This window comes from uncultured Gemella sp., assembly GCF_963529685.1.
Lineage (GTDB): Bacteria > Bacillota > Bacilli > Staphylococcales > Gemellaceae > Gemella.
Genome location: NZ_CAUSAI010000001.1, coordinates 63,427 through 78,986 on the forward strand (window position 1 = coordinate 63,427; position 15,560 = coordinate 78,986).

Below are 15,560 nucleotides of genomic sequence, written 5' to 3' on the forward strand. Positions count from 1 at the left end.
ATTATCTATTGACTTAAAGATTAAAATGAAATATAATAGTTAACGTGGTTAACTAATTAGTTAACAATATTAACTAATTTAATGAGTATTAAAGGAGATAGAAAATGAGCGTAGAGGAAATTTCATATCATAAAGCAATGGATATGATGGAAGAATTTAGGTTGATAATGAAAAGATTTCATAAGAAAAGTGATGCACCGTATAGAAAACCTGAATTTCAAGCAATGTTATTTTTGTCTTATAAAGAAAAAATTACGATGCAGGAATTAGGTGAAGAACTACATGTGACAAAACCTAGAGTTACAGCACTTGTAAGTGAATTACTAGAAAAAGATTTTGTTGTTCAAAGTATAGATGAAAAAGATAAAAGGAAAAAATATCTTAGTTTATCTGAAAAAGGAGTCGAATGCATAGAATCACATAGAAAAGCTTATGAAGAATGGTTCCAATCTATTTGGAATAAATTTGATGTAAGGGAAAAAGAAGCGTTTGATATATTATTATCTCGAGTAAATGAGATTTTTAGAGAAGAATTATCTGATAAGGAGGAAAACAATGAAACTGATTAAATATTTAAAAGGTTTCTTGGTACCGATGATATTTTTAGTTGTGATAATAGGAGTTCGTGTTGTAGCAGAGCTAGCACTTCCGACATATACAAGTAATATTGTCGATAAAGGTATTCAACAAAGTGGTATCCAAGATGCTGTTCCTGAGAAAATTAGTCAAAAATCGTTTAATGAGTTACAATTATTTATGACTGATGATGAAATAAAGAAAGTCACATCTAAATATACTAAAGATGGTGATGTATTTAAACTTGATAGTATTAATGATCAAGAACGTAGGGAATTAAATGATATATTAAAAAATACTATGACTGTTGTATCTGGTGCAAAATCTGAAAACTTAGATTTAGATAAGGTTGCAGAAGGTGTCAAACTAGGACTAGTTAAGAAAGATAGTTTAATTGAACAAAAGAATAAATCAATTAGTGATTTAGGAAGTTCAGCTGATATGATTACAAAACAAGCTGGTATTCGCTATGTGAAAGAAGAATATAGAAATAATGTAGGAATTGATACTAATGAGATTAGAAAAAATTACCTTAAAGAAGTAGGAATCATGATGATAATCGTAACATTTATTTCAGGTATTGGTAGTATTATTTCGAATTTTATTGCTAGTAGAATTTCTTCAAAAATAGCTTATAACTTGCGAGAAAAACTTTATAACAAAGTACTATCATTTTCTAAACAAGATATTGATAAATTTTCTACAGCTTCACTAATTACCAGAAGTACAAATGATATTCAACAAATTCAGAATGCTTTAAATATGATGTTATTTATTGCAATTTATGCACCGATGATGGCAGTATACGGAGTTTATAAAGTTACACAAACCGATACTGGAATGACTTGGATAATTGCATTAGGTGTAGGTATTTTAGGGTTAACATTAGGTGTAATTTCATTTTTAGTAATGCCTAAATTTAAAATAATGCAAAAACTTATAGATAAAGTAAACCTAGTAACTCGTGAAGCATTAACTGGTATTTCTGTAATCCGTGTTTTCGGTCGTGAAAAATATGAAGAAGAAAGATTCGATAAAGAAAATACAGTTTTAAAAAATGAACAACTTTTCATCAATAGAACTTTATCAGCACTTATGCCGATGATTATGTTAATTATGAATGGTATTGCATTATTAATAATCTGGGTTGGTGGAAAAAATATAGATGCTGGTAGTATTCAAGTTGGGGATATGATGGCATTTATAACATATACAATGCAAATAGTAATGTCATTCTTATTCTTTACATTCTTAATGATGCAATTACCACGTGCTGAAGTTGCAGCCGGTCGTATAAATGAAGTACTGGCTACCGAGGTAACTGTGGTAGATAGTGTGAATGTTGATGATAGTAAACTTCAAGATGTAGTAGGTAATCTTAAATTTGATAATGTTAGCTTTACGTTTGATGGAGCTGATAGTCCGGTGCTTAGTAACATTAGCTTTGAAGCAGAAGCAGGAAAAACTACTGCAATTATAGGAAGTACGGGTAGTGGTAAATCTACGTTGCTTCACTTAATTCCAAGATATTTCGATGCTAGTGAAGGTGAAATCTCAATTGACGGAGTTAATATTAGAGATATAAGTTTAAGTAAACTTAGAGATATTTTAGGATTTGTTCCTCAAAAAGGAGTTTTATTCAGCGGTAATATTGAATCAAATATCAAATTCTCTGATGAAAATATTACTGATGAACAGATGAAAAAAGCTGCTGAAATTGCTCAAGCATTAGAGTTTATTAATGAAAAAGAAGATAAGTTTAAAAGTGAAATTTCACAAGGTGGATCTAACGTTTCAGGAGGGCAAAAACAACGTCTTTCAATCGCTCGTGCCTTAGCGAAAAATCCTAAGATACTTCTTTTTGATGATAGTTTTTCAGCTCTAGATTACAAAACAGATGTAAAATTAAGAAAAACTTTAAGAGAAGAAATGTCTGGAGTGACTACTATCATAGTTGCACAACGTATAGCAACAATTTTAAATGCTGATAAGATTATCGTAATGAATGAAGGTAAGATAGTGGGAGTTGGAAAACACCAAGAGCTTCTTGAAACATGTCCAACATATTTAGAAATCGCAGAAAGTCAATTTAGTGAAGAAGAATTACAAAAAGGAGGTAAACATCATGGCTAGAGATCAAAAAATAGAAAAAGCTAATAATTTTTCCGGAACGTTAAAAAGAATTATCAAATTGATGTTTACACAGTATAAAGTTTCAAGTATTTTGATAGTATTCTTTGCATTAGCGAGTACTGTTTTTGGTATAGTAGGCCCTAAAATCATGGGACGTGCAACTACAGAATTATTCGAAGGGTTAGTAGCCAAAATTAGTAATGAAGGTAGTATAAATTTTGAAAAAATAGCGGGAATTTTACTTACTGTATTAGGTTTATACATACTGTCATCACTGTTTATGTTTATTCAAGGATGGTTAATGAGTAATATTTCTCAAAAAATGACATATGATATTCGTAAAGAAATTAGTAAAAAAATAAATACATTACCTGTTGGATATTTTGAACAACGTACAGTAGGTGAAACTCTATCTCGAGTAACTAATGATGTAGATACATTAGGACAATCATTAAACCAAAGTTTTACTCAGATAATTACTAATACTGCAATGGTACTTGGAGTACTAGTAATGATGTTTACAATTAGTCCTGTCATGACACTAATAGCGTTAGCTTTAATTCCTGTTTCAGGAATACTACTAGGTGCTATAACAAAATGGAGTCAAAAATATTTCAGAAGCCAACAAAAAATGCTTTCAGATGTAAATGGGCAGGTCGAAGAGAGTTTTTCAGGTCAAAATATTATCGCAGCATTTAACTACAAAGAAAAAAGTGTTAAAGAATTCAATGATAAAAATAACCAATTATATACATCTTCATGGAAAGCGAACTTCTTCTCAGGACTAATGTTTCCAGTGATTAACTTTGTAGGAAACCTTGGTTATGTAGGTATTGTATTCTCAGGTGGATTATTAGTTTCTAAAGGAACTATTGGTGTAGGGGATATACAAGCATTTATCCAATATATAAGAAACTTTACTCAACCAATAGGTCAAATAGCTCAGTCTATGTCAGAAATTCAAAAAATGGCTGCTGCTGGTGAAAGAGTATTTGAGTTTTTAGATGCTAAAAATGAACAAGATGCAGAAGTACTAGAAACAGTTACAAGTAAAAAAGGTAATGTGGTATTTGATAAAGTAAAATTTGGATATGTAGAAGATCAAGTAATTATCAAAAACTTTACTAGTGATGTTAAAAAAGGTGAGATGGTTGCGATTGTTGGACCTACTGGTGCGGGTAAAACAACGATGATTAAACTTCTTATGAGATTTTATGATATTAATGGAGGAAATATCTACATTGATGGGAAAGATATTTCTAAACTAGATAGATCTGAATTGCGTTCATACTTCACAATGGTACTGCAAGACACATGGTTATTTAAAGGTACGATAATGGAGAATCTTCGTTATGGTCGTTTAGATGCCACAGATGAAGAAGTAATAGAAGCGGCTAAAGCAGCTCACATTCACCACTTTATTAAAACATTACCGGGTGGCTATGACATGGAACTAAATGAAGAAGCTTCAAATATTTCACAAGGTCAAAAGCAACTTTTAACTATTGCTCGTGCAATACTTGCTGATAAACCGATATTAATTCTTGATGAGGCAACTTCAAGTGTAGATACACGTACAGAAGTACTAATTCAAAAAGCTATGAATAAACTTATGGAAGGGCGTACTACATTCGTTATAGCTCACCGTTTATCGACAATCAGAAATGCAGATAAAATATTAGTATTAAAAGATGGAGATATTATTGAACAAGGTAACCATGATGAATTATTGAAACAAAAAGGTTTCTATTCAGAATTATATCAAAGTCAATTTGCAGAATAAAACTAAAAGGCATTTAGAGGTGAGGCTCTAGATGTCTTTTTTTGATATGCTGTGTTGTTTTATATTATTTGACATTCTGACTATAAAGGAGGTGATTTAATTGCTAGTATCTAAAGCAAAATTTAATGCATTTTACATGATGTGCTAATAAATAGTTTGATTAGGGCAAGTTTTATTCGTTATTTTTATAAATTTAATTTTGTGTGCTAGTAATCTATGTTATAATGAAAAGAGAATAACAATATGGAGTATGTAAATGATTTTAGATAAGTATAAATATTTATTATTTGATTTAGATGATACATTATTAGATTTTGGTAAGGCTCAAACTTTAGCTTTCAAAAAATTATTAGAAGATGAGAATATTGAATACAGCGATGAGTTGTTTGAACAATACGAAACGATAAATAAATCTTTATGGAGAAGTTTTGAACGTGGTGAAATTTCAAATAAAGAAGTTACGAGTAAGAGATTTATAAGATTTTTTGCATTATTTAATATGAAAGTCGATGGTAGTGAGATAGATAATAGGTATAGAAGTTATCTAGCTGAAGGAAATCAGCTTTTTGAGGGTATTGTAGAAATGTTAGAAAAATTAAGTTTAACTCATAAATTATACATAGCATCGAATGGAATTGGAGTTACTCAACATACTAGACTTAAAAATAATAATCTTAATAAGTATTTTGAGAAGATTTTTATTTCCGAGGAAATAGGAAGTAAGAAGCCTGATAGCGAGTTTTTTGATATTATTTTTAAAGAAATCGGTGTAGAAGATAAGGGTGAAGTTTTAATGATAGGTGATACTCTAACTTCAGATATATTAGGTGCTAATAATGTAGGAATTGATAGTTGTTTAGTAGATATTCATGGTATTGAAAACCCTGAGATAAATCCTACTTATAAAATAGTTAAGACAATAGACTTGTTAAATATATAAAAAAGGGGGCTGACTCAAAATTGAGTCGCTCCCTTTTTTTATATAGTATGATCGTTGTATTCGATGTGCTCTAATGCAATAAAACAGTGTTCGATATCATATTTTTCTTGCAGAAGAATTTTAACATTCTCTATAATTGTATAATCTTTAGTAGTGTGATATTCATTTAATAATATGTGCATTGCTGCGTTAATTTCATTCGTATCGGTATGCCAAATATGAAATTCATGAATGTCTGCAATGCCCTCTATTTCTTTAATTTTATTGTAAATTTCTTCAGTATCTAGAGTAGTGGCTTCCATTAAAATTACAAATGATGATTTAGTAATTTTATAACCACCTTTGAAAAGAATTATACTGATGATAATGCTCATAATAACATCGACAATTTGATAGTTAGTGAAGTAAATAATTGTTGATGAAATTATAATTCCTATTGAGCTGATTAAATCGCCAAGGAAATGCCATAATGCGCTCTGTATATTAAGATTGTCTTCTTCTTTTAAACTTTTTGTTAAAATTATAGTTACTACAATATTGAAGATTAAACCGATTGTAGAAATTATAAGCATTGATTTGAAATCAATATCTTTAGGATTGAAGAATCTCATAAAACCTTCGAAAATTAAGTAAATAGAAATTCCAACTAGCATTAAACCGTTAATAAAAGCAGCTAGGACTTCTAACCTAACAAAACCGAAAGTATATTTTTTATTTGGTTTTTTAGAACTAAATAGTAATGCGATTAAGCTGAATCCTAACGCAATAACGTCAGAGAACATGTGGAAAGAATCACCTAGTAGTGCTAATGAATTAGAAAGTAGTCCTCCAATGTATTCTAATAATGCAAAACTTGTTGTTAAAATTAATGTTGTATAAAGTACTTTCTTTGAATATGCTTGAATTTTATAATGTTTTTTATGATGAAAATTTGTTTGTATCATTTTGTCCTCCTTATATTTGTAATATCCTTATTATAATGTGATAAAAAATATATTGCAAAGATACTGCATTGATAACAATTATTAGTACTTTTATCACCGGGTTCTATTGATTTTTTTATATTAGTTTGATAAAATTAAGAAGAATTTAAAAGGATAAAGGTGGAGAAAATTATGCGTATTTTATGTATTGGGGATAGTAATACTTGGGGATATGTACCAGGAGAAGATGGAGTAAGATCAGAAAAACGTTGGACTAATTTATTAGCACAGTTGCGCCCTAATGACATTATTATAGAAGAAGGACTTTGCGGAAGAACTGTTACAGCAAGAGATACAATAGTGCCTGTAAGATGTGGTATTGATACCTTACCAGTTTTAATGCTTAGCCACGTACCTGTTGAATTAGTAATAATTATGTTAGGAACAAATGACCTTAAAAAGCAATTTAATCCAAGTGCAAAACACATTTCTAGCGGAATTGAAGAATACATTAAATATATTAGAAATCCTCATTTAATGCCTACTTATAAAATTCCTAAGATTCTAGTTGTTTCACCAGTTCCACTTCGTGATGAAATAGTAGAAAGACAAAGTCTATTTGGTAATTTTGATGAAAATAGTTTAAAACAATCAAAATTCTTAGCTCAAACATTTAAAGAAGTTAGTGACAAATATGAAGTTGACTTTTTAAATGCTGGGCGTGTGGCAGAGACTTCATTAGTAGACTGCATTCACTTAGATGACAAAAATCATGAAAAATTAGCGAAGTATATTGCAAGTAAAGTATCAGAAATATTAGATTACGAAGAAGCAAGATAAATAGAAATTGGTAGTAACTGTCTAAATTAGATGGTTACTATCGATTTCTATTTTTTGTATTTGTTAAAACATTGATTACTTATGATGCCGCAAGCGTAACACGGTAGAAAGTATTTCCAATCGTATTCTAAAACGAAAAACAAGTTGATAAATATTAACTCTAGTATTGTAAAATATATGCCAATTATATAGGTATTGCCTGACTGTTTGGTTAAAGTTCTATCGATTGTTTTAAATATTTTATAATAGATAATTAGTAAAATGATAAAAATAATATAAATTAACCAATATCTACTGGTAGGAATGTTAAGTTTTAAATCACTTAATGCCAAAGAAAAAGCAATGAAGTTAGTCATTATAAATAAATGGCTAGTTAAGTGATGAAAATTAATATCTTTCACATGGATACTCCTAGATATAAAACTTGGAAATAGCTGACTTATCGTAAAAGTAAGAAGTATAAACCAGAAATAATAATCAATGAATATTAAGCCTAATAGTAGAGTTAAAGTCCGTACCGTGTGAATGTAACAAAATGGCTCAGTAAGTTTTTTTATCATAAGATTCTTTTTGTCGGTTAAAATGTACTCAGTTATATGTTGAACGCTTAAAGTTACTGCTAATAGAACTAATGTAGCGAGGATTTCTTTAGTGTTCAGAGTATTTTTTATTAGTAGATTTAAAATGATGAGAATCTGTAGTGCTAAAAAGAAATAATTCAAAAAACTACCTTTTCCATATCTGTTTAAATGAACTACTTCTAATAACCAACTATTAAAAAAAATAATAAATAAAAGGATAAAATTAAAGAAGTTATATAATGATTTATCTAAAAATAAATATTCTATTGAGAATCTACTTACTAATAAAGATAATGAAATTGTATAAAAAGTTACCAGTATATTTTCTCTTTTTAAAATATAGTTTATCACATTGTTTCCTCCGTATTATTATTTTTAACTTAACTTGCTTTTTAAATAAATATTGAAGTTCTCCGTAGTAAGATACTAGGGGGATAACTTTAACCTTCTAAATAAAATGATAGAAGTTACAATGATATTTTATCAAAAAAATATTTTAATATCAATTAAATAAAGGTAGACTGTATAACTTGAATGGGAGTGACTAAAAAATTGTGATTTTAGAGAAATCAATTTTGTCGAGTAATTCCCACAAGGTTTATTAAATATATAAAAAGCTTTTATAAAGTGAATTTATATATCGATAAACAGATGTGTCTATGGATTTTCATATAAATTTTAAAAAATGTAGAATTTTTTGGTCAGTCTCTTTTATTAGAGTTGAAAAATTTAATAAAATTCTTCGTAAGATTTAACAAAATCATTGAAAATATGTTATAATAAGGAGTAATGATTAAAAATACTAGATTATACTAGAAAGGAATTTAACATGACAGAAGAAATTAAAGTAGATGTGCAAGATTTAAGTGATCAAATGCTTGTTCGTCGTGAAAAAATGGAGGCTATGAGAGAAAGTGGTTTAGATCCATTTGGAACTAAATTTGAAAGAACTCACCTTTCAAATGAAATCGTAGCAGAATATGATAAATACAGCAAAGAAGAATTAGAAGAAAAAAATATCTCTGTGACTATTGCAGGACGTATTATGACAAAACGTGGTAAAGGTAAAGCAGGATTTGCTCACGTTCAAGACTTAGGTGGTCAAGTTCAAATTTACGTTCGTCAAGATAGAGTTGGAGATTCTTATGAATACTTCAAAACACTTGACCTTGGAGATATCGTAGGAGTAACTGGAGTACTATTTAAAACTAACGTAGGCGAATTATCTGTTAAAGCTGATAAATTTGAAATTTTAACAAAAGCGCTACGTCCACTACCAGATAAATTCCACGGACTTAAAGATGTTGAAGAGCGTTATAGAAGAAGATATGTAGACTTAATTATGAACGAAGAAAGTAAGGAAACATTCATTTTACGTTCAAAAATTATTCAAATTATGCGTAGTTATTTAAATGAGCGTGGATATTTAGAAGTGGAAACACCAATGATGCATTCTATTGCTGGTGGGGCTGCAGCTCGTCCATTCGTAACTCATCACAATGCACTTGATATGCAATTATTCATGCGTATCGCACTTGAATTACCATTAAAACGATTAATCGTTGGTGGTTTAGAAAAAGTATATGAAATCGGGCGTGCATTCCGTAACGAAGGTGTATCGACAAGACACAATCCTGAATTTACGATGATCGAATTATATGAAGCATATGCTGATTACAATGATATTATGGATTTAACTGAGTCTATGATTGCATACATCTGTAATGAAATTCACGGTACTACAAAAGTTATGTACGGTGAAGATGAAATTGATTTAACACCAAAATGGCGTCGTGTTCACATGGTAGATGCAATTAAAGAAGTTACTGGAGTTGATTTCTGGAAAGAAATGACTGATGAAGAAGCTCATGCATTAGCTAAAGAACACAATGTTCCAGTTAGAAAAGATATGAAAGTTGGTCACATTATTAATGAATTCTTTGAAACATTTGTAGAAGAAACATTAGTGCAACCAACATTTGTTTATGGACATCCAGTTGAAGTATCTCCATTAGCTAAAACTAATGCAGAAGATACGAGATTCACTGATCGTTTTGAGCTATTTATCGTTAGACGTGAACATGCAAATGCATTTAGTGAGTTAAACGATCCAATCGATCAAAAAGAAAGATTCTTAGCTCAAATGGATGAAAAAGATGCTGGTAACGAAGAGGTTTACGAAATGGACGAAGACTTCGTAGAAGCATTAGAATACGGTATGCCTCCAACAGGTGGTTTAGGAATCGGAATTGATAGATTAGTTATGTTATTAACTAACTCAGCTTCAATTCGTGACGTACTGCTGTTCCCATACATGAAACATAAATAAGAAAATATTGATGTATCAAAGTTTTTGGCGGGTATCCAATAAAAAAGGGAAAACTTATAAGAAAATAAAATAAAAAAATTAAAACTCCCTAAAAATTAGGAAGCTTTAATAGAAAATTAAAGGGAGCTTAGTCTCCCTTTTATCATATAAAAAGATATATAAGGAGTATCCAATGGCAAGCTTTTTTGAAAGATTAAAAGAAAAATTTTCTGCTAAGGAAGAATTAAATGAAGAACTGATTTCACTTGACGAATATGAAGAATTCGTCGAAAGTCAGTTTGTAACGGAAAAATTTAAAAAAGGACTTAAAAAATCACGTGATAATTTCACTAATGCACTTAATAACTTAATTAGTTCATATAGAGAAATAAATGAAGAGTTTTTTGAGGATTTGGAAGAATTACTGATTCAATCAGATGTAAGTTATAATACTGTACTAGAATTAGTGGATTACTTGAAAGAAGAATCACAACGTCAGAATTTAAAAGAACCAAGTGAACTACAAAGCATGATTATCGAAAAATTAGTGGACGTATATATGGAAGGAACAGTAAAATCTGAACTTAACTACGCTTCTGAAAAAGAACTTTCGGTATTCTTATTTGTAGGGGTTAACGGAGTAGGTAAAACAACATCTATAGGTAAATTAGCACACAATCTTAAAAAAGAAGGAAAAAAAGTTCTAATTGCTGCGGGAGATACGTTTAGAGCAGGAGCAATAGATCAACTTGATGTTTGGGCTAAGCGAAGCGGAGCTGATATAGTTAAATCACATGAAGGTGCTGATTCAGCAGCGATAATTTTTGATGCGATTCAATCTGCCAAAGCAAAAGGTTATGATGTACTACTATGTGATACAGCAGGTCGTCTACAAAACAAAGATTACCTGATGAAAGAACTTGAAAAGATTGTCCGAGTAATCAAAAAAGAAGTTCCAGAAGGTCCTCATGAAGTACTATTAACAATTGACGCGACAACTGGACAAAATGGTATCTTACAGGCTAAAACGTTTAAAGAAGTTAGTGATGTAACAGGTGTTATTCTTACTAAACTTGATGGAACCGCTAAAGGTGGTATAGTTATTGCTATTAAGAAAGAACTAGGTATTCCTGTTAAGCTAGTGGGGTTAGGTGAAAATATTGATGATTTAGAAGTATTTGATCCTGAACAATATATTTATGGATTATTCTATCAAGAAAATTCAAAAGAAAAAGAAGAAAAAGAAGAGCATAATAACTAAAATTAAATAGAAAAATGAGTCGGGACACTCCAAAAGTTCTAAATATTAAAAAAGTTTATATGAGAACTAATAGGCGCAGTGGTTTATTGATATCTAAATTTGCTTTATAAAAGTTTTTAGATATCTAATAAATTTAGCATGGGTGACTTGACAAAATCGATTTTGCTGTGTACCTAATATTCTGGATATTCTGGACACATATATATTTAGTTTAGACAAGTGGATGTTATCCTGTATTGTACAGGAGGCATCCATTTTTTATAAGTTTATATAGTGAGAAAAAATAATTTTTCACTGCTGATTTTAAAGAAATATTTTGAAGTAAAATAGTAAATTCCTAAAGTGAATTTTTGACATGAAATTTCAAATAATTTTTCAAAAATAATTGAAAAATATGCAATAAAAGTATATAATAGATATATTAAGAAGGTAAATAATATATGGAGGATTGAAATGGGATTTTTATCTAAATTATTCGGAAAAACAGAAGAACAAACAAATGAGGTAGTATTAAGCTCATATATGAAAGGAAAAGTAGTAGATATAACAGAAGTACCAGACCCAGTATTTGCTCAAAAAATGATGGGAGATGGATTTGCTATTATTCCTGAAGAAGGAAAATTAATTTCACCAGTTGCTGGAGAAATTATCCAAGTTTTCCCAACGAAACACGCTTTTGGTATCAAATCAGGAGATGTAGAAATTCTTATCCACGTTGGATTAGAAACAGTTGCTATGAAAGGTGAAGGCTTTGAAGTAGCAGTATCTGCTGGAGATAGAGTAGAAGTAGGTCAAACTTTATTAACTTATGATTTAGAATTAGTTAAAGAAAAAGCTAAGGATATTATTACTCCTTGTGTAATTACTAACATGGATGCAGTAGCAAGTATCGAAGTATTAAAATTAAATGAAACAGTTGATTTCTCACAAGAAGTAGCAAAAGTAAAACTTAAATAGACCTAGGTCTATTTAAGTTTTACTATTAGTGGCGAATTATGAATGATAAGAAATTTTGGAAGATAATTTATCTATATATAACGAAATATAATTACAATATTTTATATTATAGACCTGAAAAAAAAGATGTGTGGCTTATTAATAAAGATAACGAATTAATAAGATTTATATATGGAGATAGTTTTAAATCAACAGAAATTGATAGCATTGTTTCTAATGTTATTAGAAACGAAGTTAGACTTAAAAAAATGTTTAAACTAAGTAGTTTAAAGATGAAAATCTTATATGTTTCTCCAGAATTTGATGAAATTTTGGAAGATTACAAAAAATATAGAATATCAAATAGTTTAATAATAGAAAGAATACTTTATAATCAAAAAAATAGTAAACTATTTTTACAAGAGAAAGACGAGAAGTTTATAGAAGATACTCCAGATACACTACGTTACAAAAATAGAGTGGTAGAACTCTATAAACGCCAAACCTTAGATAAAAATTTATTTAATATTAAGTATAATGCGTTGTCAGTAATTTATTTAGTTCTATTTTTAGTAAACTACATGGTGGTTTATTTATCTAATAAAAACGCATCGTTATATCAGTATGTAGACTATAGTTATCAAAAAATAATAAGTGGTCAATTTTATAGAATGTTCACAAGTGTATTTATAATTGACAACTCAATGAAATTATTTATATTACTTTTAATAATTTTTATTACGTCTGTTTTATTTAATAACACATTAAATATATTAAAGAGTATAGGTATTTTATTTGTTGCTTCTTTTGCTTTTAATTTGTTATTGGTATTTGGTTATTCAGGTGTACTTGATATTGCTTTAGTGTCTAATATTGCGATATTAGGATCGTTATTTATGGAACAATTGACTAAGAAAAATGATAATTTAAAATTTATGTATTCAGGTGCTATTTTAATTGTTTATTTAGCGATAGTTACATTATTATTTGAAACTTCAATAGTATTGTATATTTTTTCTTTTATCTTAGGAGTTTTCTTAGAATTATTCCTTATGAAGAAAAAAAATATGTACATTACATTTGTTATGATGCTTATTCTTAGTGTTATAGGAGAAGTATTGTTGTTTACTGGAATTAACACAAAAAATGTAGTGAATAGGTATAGATCTGGAAGAGTTGATAATAGGTTAGTTAAAACATATTCTGATGAAGATATTTTCAACTTAGAAAAAGAGTTAACTTCAAAAAATAAATCTATTTTAACATATTATGAACTTGGTATGGTGAAAATGACTACTGCAACTAAACAAGATGCTAAAAAAGTATTTCTTGATGGGCTTAATTTTGACAATACATTTGCACCGATTTACTATAATTTAGCTGTCATTGAGCGACAAGAAGGGAATTACTCTAAAGCAAAAGAGTACGCTCAAAAAGCATATGATTTAGATGGTAGAGAAAAAAATAAAAATCTGCTTGAGGAAATGAACAAGTTTTAAGGTGAGATAAATGATAAATTTTTATGATTTACAGCAATTTTTGAAATCTTTTGGTATAATAATATATATGAAGGATAGAAAACACACATTAAGTATGGTAGAATATGAAGTAAGAGAATTAAGACGTTTAGAATTAATTTCAAATGAGGATTTTATTAGGGCAATTGCTATAATAAGACATGAAGTTAATTATGAATTATCAAAAGGATAGGTGATAATAATGAGTAATAAACTTATTTATATAAAGATACGTAAGAGAATAGAAGAAGATGTTATGAGAATAGAAGAGATGATTAATGCCTGTATATCAGTGAAAGGTCAAAGGAAATGCCCTTTATATCAAGACGTTATTGATACTCAAATTTATGGACTTTCAAAAGAAATAAACTTGGCAGTAGAAATAGGTTGTATCTCTCAAGAGGCAGGACGCATAATACTAGCCGATTTAGAAGATAAGGCTAGTGAAATGTATAATACTGTTATTCAAGAAAGCAAAGCGAATTAGTATGAAACTTTTTGGAAAAATACATAGATCTATAAAGCATGAACGCCGTCATGTCAGGTTAGATTGGATGGTAGCTTTAACGTTACTAGTTTTGTTAGTTTTAAGCTGTATGATGGTGTATAGTGCTAGTATGATAGGAAATAAATATGGAACATTTACATCGGGTATTCCTGTAAGTGAGACTTATTTCCTACAACGACAAGCCATGTGGGCAATCCTAGCCTATTTAGCGTTCTTACTATTTTCGGTTGCTATACCGTTTGAGGTTTTTAAAGAGAAAGAATTATTAAAATATGGTTTTATTGTAATGTTTATTTTACTTTTAATACCGCAATTAATGCCTGCAATTAATGGTGCAAAATCATGGATTAGGATAGGTTCTTTCAGTTTTCAACCTTCAACTTTAGCACAACTTTTTATTATTATGTATATGGCTTTTATTTTAGAGACAAGAAAAGTGAAGTTGAGACAAATATGCACTAGTTCAGAACTTTTGAAAATATTTGGTATTCCTCTTGCACTTGTTACGTTAATAGCTGCGCAAAACGATACGGGAATGATGCTTATTACTTTATCAGTAATTGGAATAATGACGCTATGTTCAAATATGCATTCCCAAAATGTAAAGAAAATTATATCTCTTGCGTTGATTGCTGGAGCGGCAGTACTTATGTTATTTATGATGAAAAGCGCGCTGTTTAGCAGTGGATCATCTTACAGAACAAATCGTTTAAAAGTATTTTTAAATCCTTTTTCAGAAGATTTAGCAGCCGCTGCTGATCAAGTAATAAATTCGTATGTTGCCTTTGGTAATGGGGGATTATTCGGTAGAGGTTTAGGTAACTCTATCCAAAAATTAGGATACTTACCCGAAGCACATACTGACTTCATTCTTGCTATAATTGCTGAAGAATTAGGATTTGTTGGTGTTGTATTTGTTGTTATGTTATTGCTTGTACTAATAGGTAAAGTAATTTTTTCAGGTACGAAATCAAGAAATACATTTTCAGCAATGTACTCTCTAGGTTTTGCAAGCTTATTAGTGGTACAAGGAGTAGTAAACATAGGCGGAGTAACAGCTTCTATTCCAATGACTGGTGTACCATTACCATTTATTAGTAATGGGGGTAGTTCTATTTTAATTTTAAGTATAGGATTAGGGATAGCTACTAATATATTGGCTCATGTAAAATACTTACGAAGTAATAAATAATATTGAATATTCGGATTAATATTTAACATATTAGTCCGAATTTTACTTTTTAAATAAATATT

Annotated in this window: 13 protein-coding genes; 12 read left to right on the plus strand and 1 reads right to left on the minus strand. The window is 29.4% G+C overall.

Annotated features, from left to right (window positions below; all coding sequences use genetic code 11):
- Window positions 1-104 precede the first annotated feature (104 nt).
- The 4 genes from RWS90_RS00310 to RWS90_RS00325 all read left to right on the plus strand — a co-directional run bounded on the left by RWS90_RS00310 (window position 105) and on the right by RWS90_RS00325 (window position 5,432).
- Complete coding sequence (locus RWS90_RS00310; protein ID WP_314547903.1) at window positions 105-569, plus strand: MarR family winged helix-turn-helix transcriptional regulator; 465 nt, start codon at window positions 105-107, stop codon at window positions 567-569.
- Window positions 556-2,709 (plus strand): ABC transporter ATP-binding protein, encoded by a 2,154-nt coding sequence (locus RWS90_RS00315; RefSeq protein ID WP_314547904.1) that lies wholly within the window; start codon window positions 556-558, stop codon window positions 2,707-2,709. Before RWS90_RS00310 ends, RWS90_RS00315 begins: the two co-directional genes overlap by 14 nt.
- Window positions 2,702-4,492, plus strand: coding sequence for an ABC transporter ATP-binding protein (locus tag RWS90_RS00320; protein WP_314547905.1), 1,791 nt, complete (start codon window positions 2,702-2,704; stop codon window positions 4,490-4,492). Before RWS90_RS00315 ends, RWS90_RS00320 begins: the two co-directional genes overlap by 8 nt.
- Window positions 4,493-4,748: 256 nt before the next feature.
- Window positions 4,749-5,432 carry a YjjG family noncanonical pyrimidine nucleotidase gene (locus tag RWS90_RS00325; protein WP_314547906.1) on the plus strand — a complete coding sequence of 228 codons (684 nt, stop codon included), beginning with the start codon at window positions 4,749-4,751 and terminating at the stop codon, window positions 5,430-5,432.
- Between the two features lie 38 nt (window positions 5,433-5,470).
- Here RWS90_RS00325 and RWS90_RS00330 read toward each other — a convergent pair whose 3' ends face one another.
- Window positions 5,471-6,376: a cation diffusion facilitator family transporter gene (locus RWS90_RS00330; RefSeq protein ID WP_314547908.1), complete on the minus strand. Its 906-nt coding sequence runs from the start codon at window positions 6,374-6,376 to the stop codon at window positions 5,471-5,473.
- 171 nt (window positions 6,377-6,547) lie between these two features.
- Between RWS90_RS00330 and RWS90_RS00335 the strand changes: the two genes are divergently transcribed.
- The 8 genes from RWS90_RS00335 (at window position 6,548) to RWS90_RS00370 (ending at window position 15,498) form a co-directional block, all read left to right on the plus strand.
- The gene (locus tag RWS90_RS00335; protein ID WP_314547909.1) at window positions 6,548-7,195 is read left to right on the plus strand and encodes a GDSL-type esterase/lipase family protein; all 648 of its coding nucleotides are present in this window, start codon (window positions 6,548-6,550) and stop codon (window positions 7,193-7,195) included.
- 1,410 nt (window positions 7,196-8,605) lie between these two features.
- Window positions 8,606-10,105 (plus strand): lysine--tRNA ligase, encoded by a 1,500-nt coding sequence (gene lysS, locus RWS90_RS00340; RefSeq protein WP_314547910.1) that lies wholly within the window; start codon window positions 8,606-8,608, stop codon window positions 10,103-10,105.
- A gap of 172 nt (window positions 10,106-10,277) precedes the next feature.
- Window positions 10,278-11,345, plus strand: a complete 1,068-nt coding sequence (gene ftsY, locus RWS90_RS00345) for a signal recognition particle-docking protein FtsY (protein ID WP_314547911.1) — start codon at window positions 10,278-10,280, stop codon at window positions 11,343-11,345.
- A gap of 453 nt (window positions 11,346-11,798) precedes the next feature.
- Window positions 11,799-12,302, plus strand: a complete 504-nt coding sequence (locus RWS90_RS00350) for a PTS glucose transporter subunit IIA (RefSeq protein WP_314547912.1) — start codon at window positions 11,799-11,801, stop codon at window positions 12,300-12,302.
- A 38-nt stretch (window positions 12,303-12,340) separates the two neighbouring features.
- Entirely contained in the window at window positions 12,341-13,780 is a 1,440-nt protein-coding gene (locus RWS90_RS00355; protein ID WP_314547913.1) for a tetratricopeptide repeat protein, read from the plus strand.
- A 10-nt stretch (window positions 13,781-13,790) separates the two neighbouring features.
- Window positions 13,791-13,991, plus strand: coding sequence for a YqgQ family protein (locus RWS90_RS00360; protein WP_314085436.1), 201 nt, complete (start codon window positions 13,791-13,793; stop codon window positions 13,989-13,991).
- 9 nt (window positions 13,992-14,000) lie between these two features.
- Window positions 14,001-14,285: a DUF1507 family protein gene (locus RWS90_RS00365; RefSeq protein ID WP_314547914.1), complete on the plus strand. Its 285-nt coding sequence runs from the start codon at window positions 14,001-14,003 to the stop codon at window positions 14,283-14,285.
- 1 nt (window position 14,286) lies between these two features.
- Window positions 14,287-15,498 (plus strand): FtsW/RodA/SpoVE family cell cycle protein, encoded by a 1,212-nt coding sequence (locus RWS90_RS00370; RefSeq protein ID WP_314547915.1) that lies wholly within the window; start codon window positions 14,287-14,289, stop codon window positions 15,496-15,498.
- Window positions 15,499-15,560: the final 62 nt, after the last annotated feature.

Excerpts from the sequence above, each read along its gene's own strand:
- RWS90_RS00310 (WP_314547903.1), top strand. The coding sequence starts at position 105 with ATGAGCGTAGAGGAAATTTCATATCATAAAGCAATGGATATGATGGAA.
- RWS90_RS00315 (WP_314547904.1), top strand. The coding sequence starts at position 556 with ATGAAACTGATTAAATATTTAAAAGGTTTCTTGGTACCGATGATATTT.
- RWS90_RS00320 (WP_314547905.1), top strand. The coding sequence starts at position 2,702 with ATGGCTAGAGATCAAAAAATAGAAAAAGCTAATAATTTTTCCGGAACG.
- RWS90_RS00325 (WP_314547906.1), top strand. The coding sequence starts at position 4,749 with ATGATTTTAGATAAGTATAAATATTTATTATTTGATTTAGATGATACA.
- RWS90_RS00330 (WP_314547908.1), bottom strand. The coding sequence starts at position 6,376 with ATGATACAAACAAATTTTCATCATAAAAAACATTATAAAATTCAAGCA.
- RWS90_RS00335 (WP_314547909.1), top strand. The coding sequence starts at position 6,548 with ATGCGTATTTTATGTATTGGGGATAGTAATACTTGGGGATATGTACCA.
- lysS (WP_314547910.1), top strand. The coding sequence starts at position 8,606 with ATGACAGAAGAAATTAAAGTAGATGTGCAAGATTTAAGTGATCAAATG.
- ftsY (WP_314547911.1), top strand. The coding sequence starts at position 10,278 with ATGGCAAGCTTTTTTGAAAGATTAAAAGAAAAATTTTCTGCTAAGGAA.
- RWS90_RS00350 (WP_314547912.1), top strand. The coding sequence starts at position 11,799 with ATGGGATTTTTATCTAAATTATTCGGAAAAACAGAAGAACAAACAAAT.
- RWS90_RS00355 (WP_314547913.1), top strand. The coding sequence starts at position 12,341 with ATGAATGATAAGAAATTTTGGAAGATAATTTATCTATATATAACGAAA.
- RWS90_RS00360 (WP_314085436.1), top strand. The coding sequence starts at position 13,791 with ATGATAAATTTTTATGATTTACAGCAATTTTTGAAATCTTTTGGTATA.
- RWS90_RS00365 (WP_314547914.1), top strand. The coding sequence starts at position 14,001 with ATGAGTAATAAACTTATTTATATAAAGATACGTAAGAGAATAGAAGAA.
- RWS90_RS00370 (WP_314547915.1), top strand. The coding sequence starts at position 14,287 with ATGAAACTTTTTGGAAAAATACATAGATCTATAAAGCATGAACGCCGT.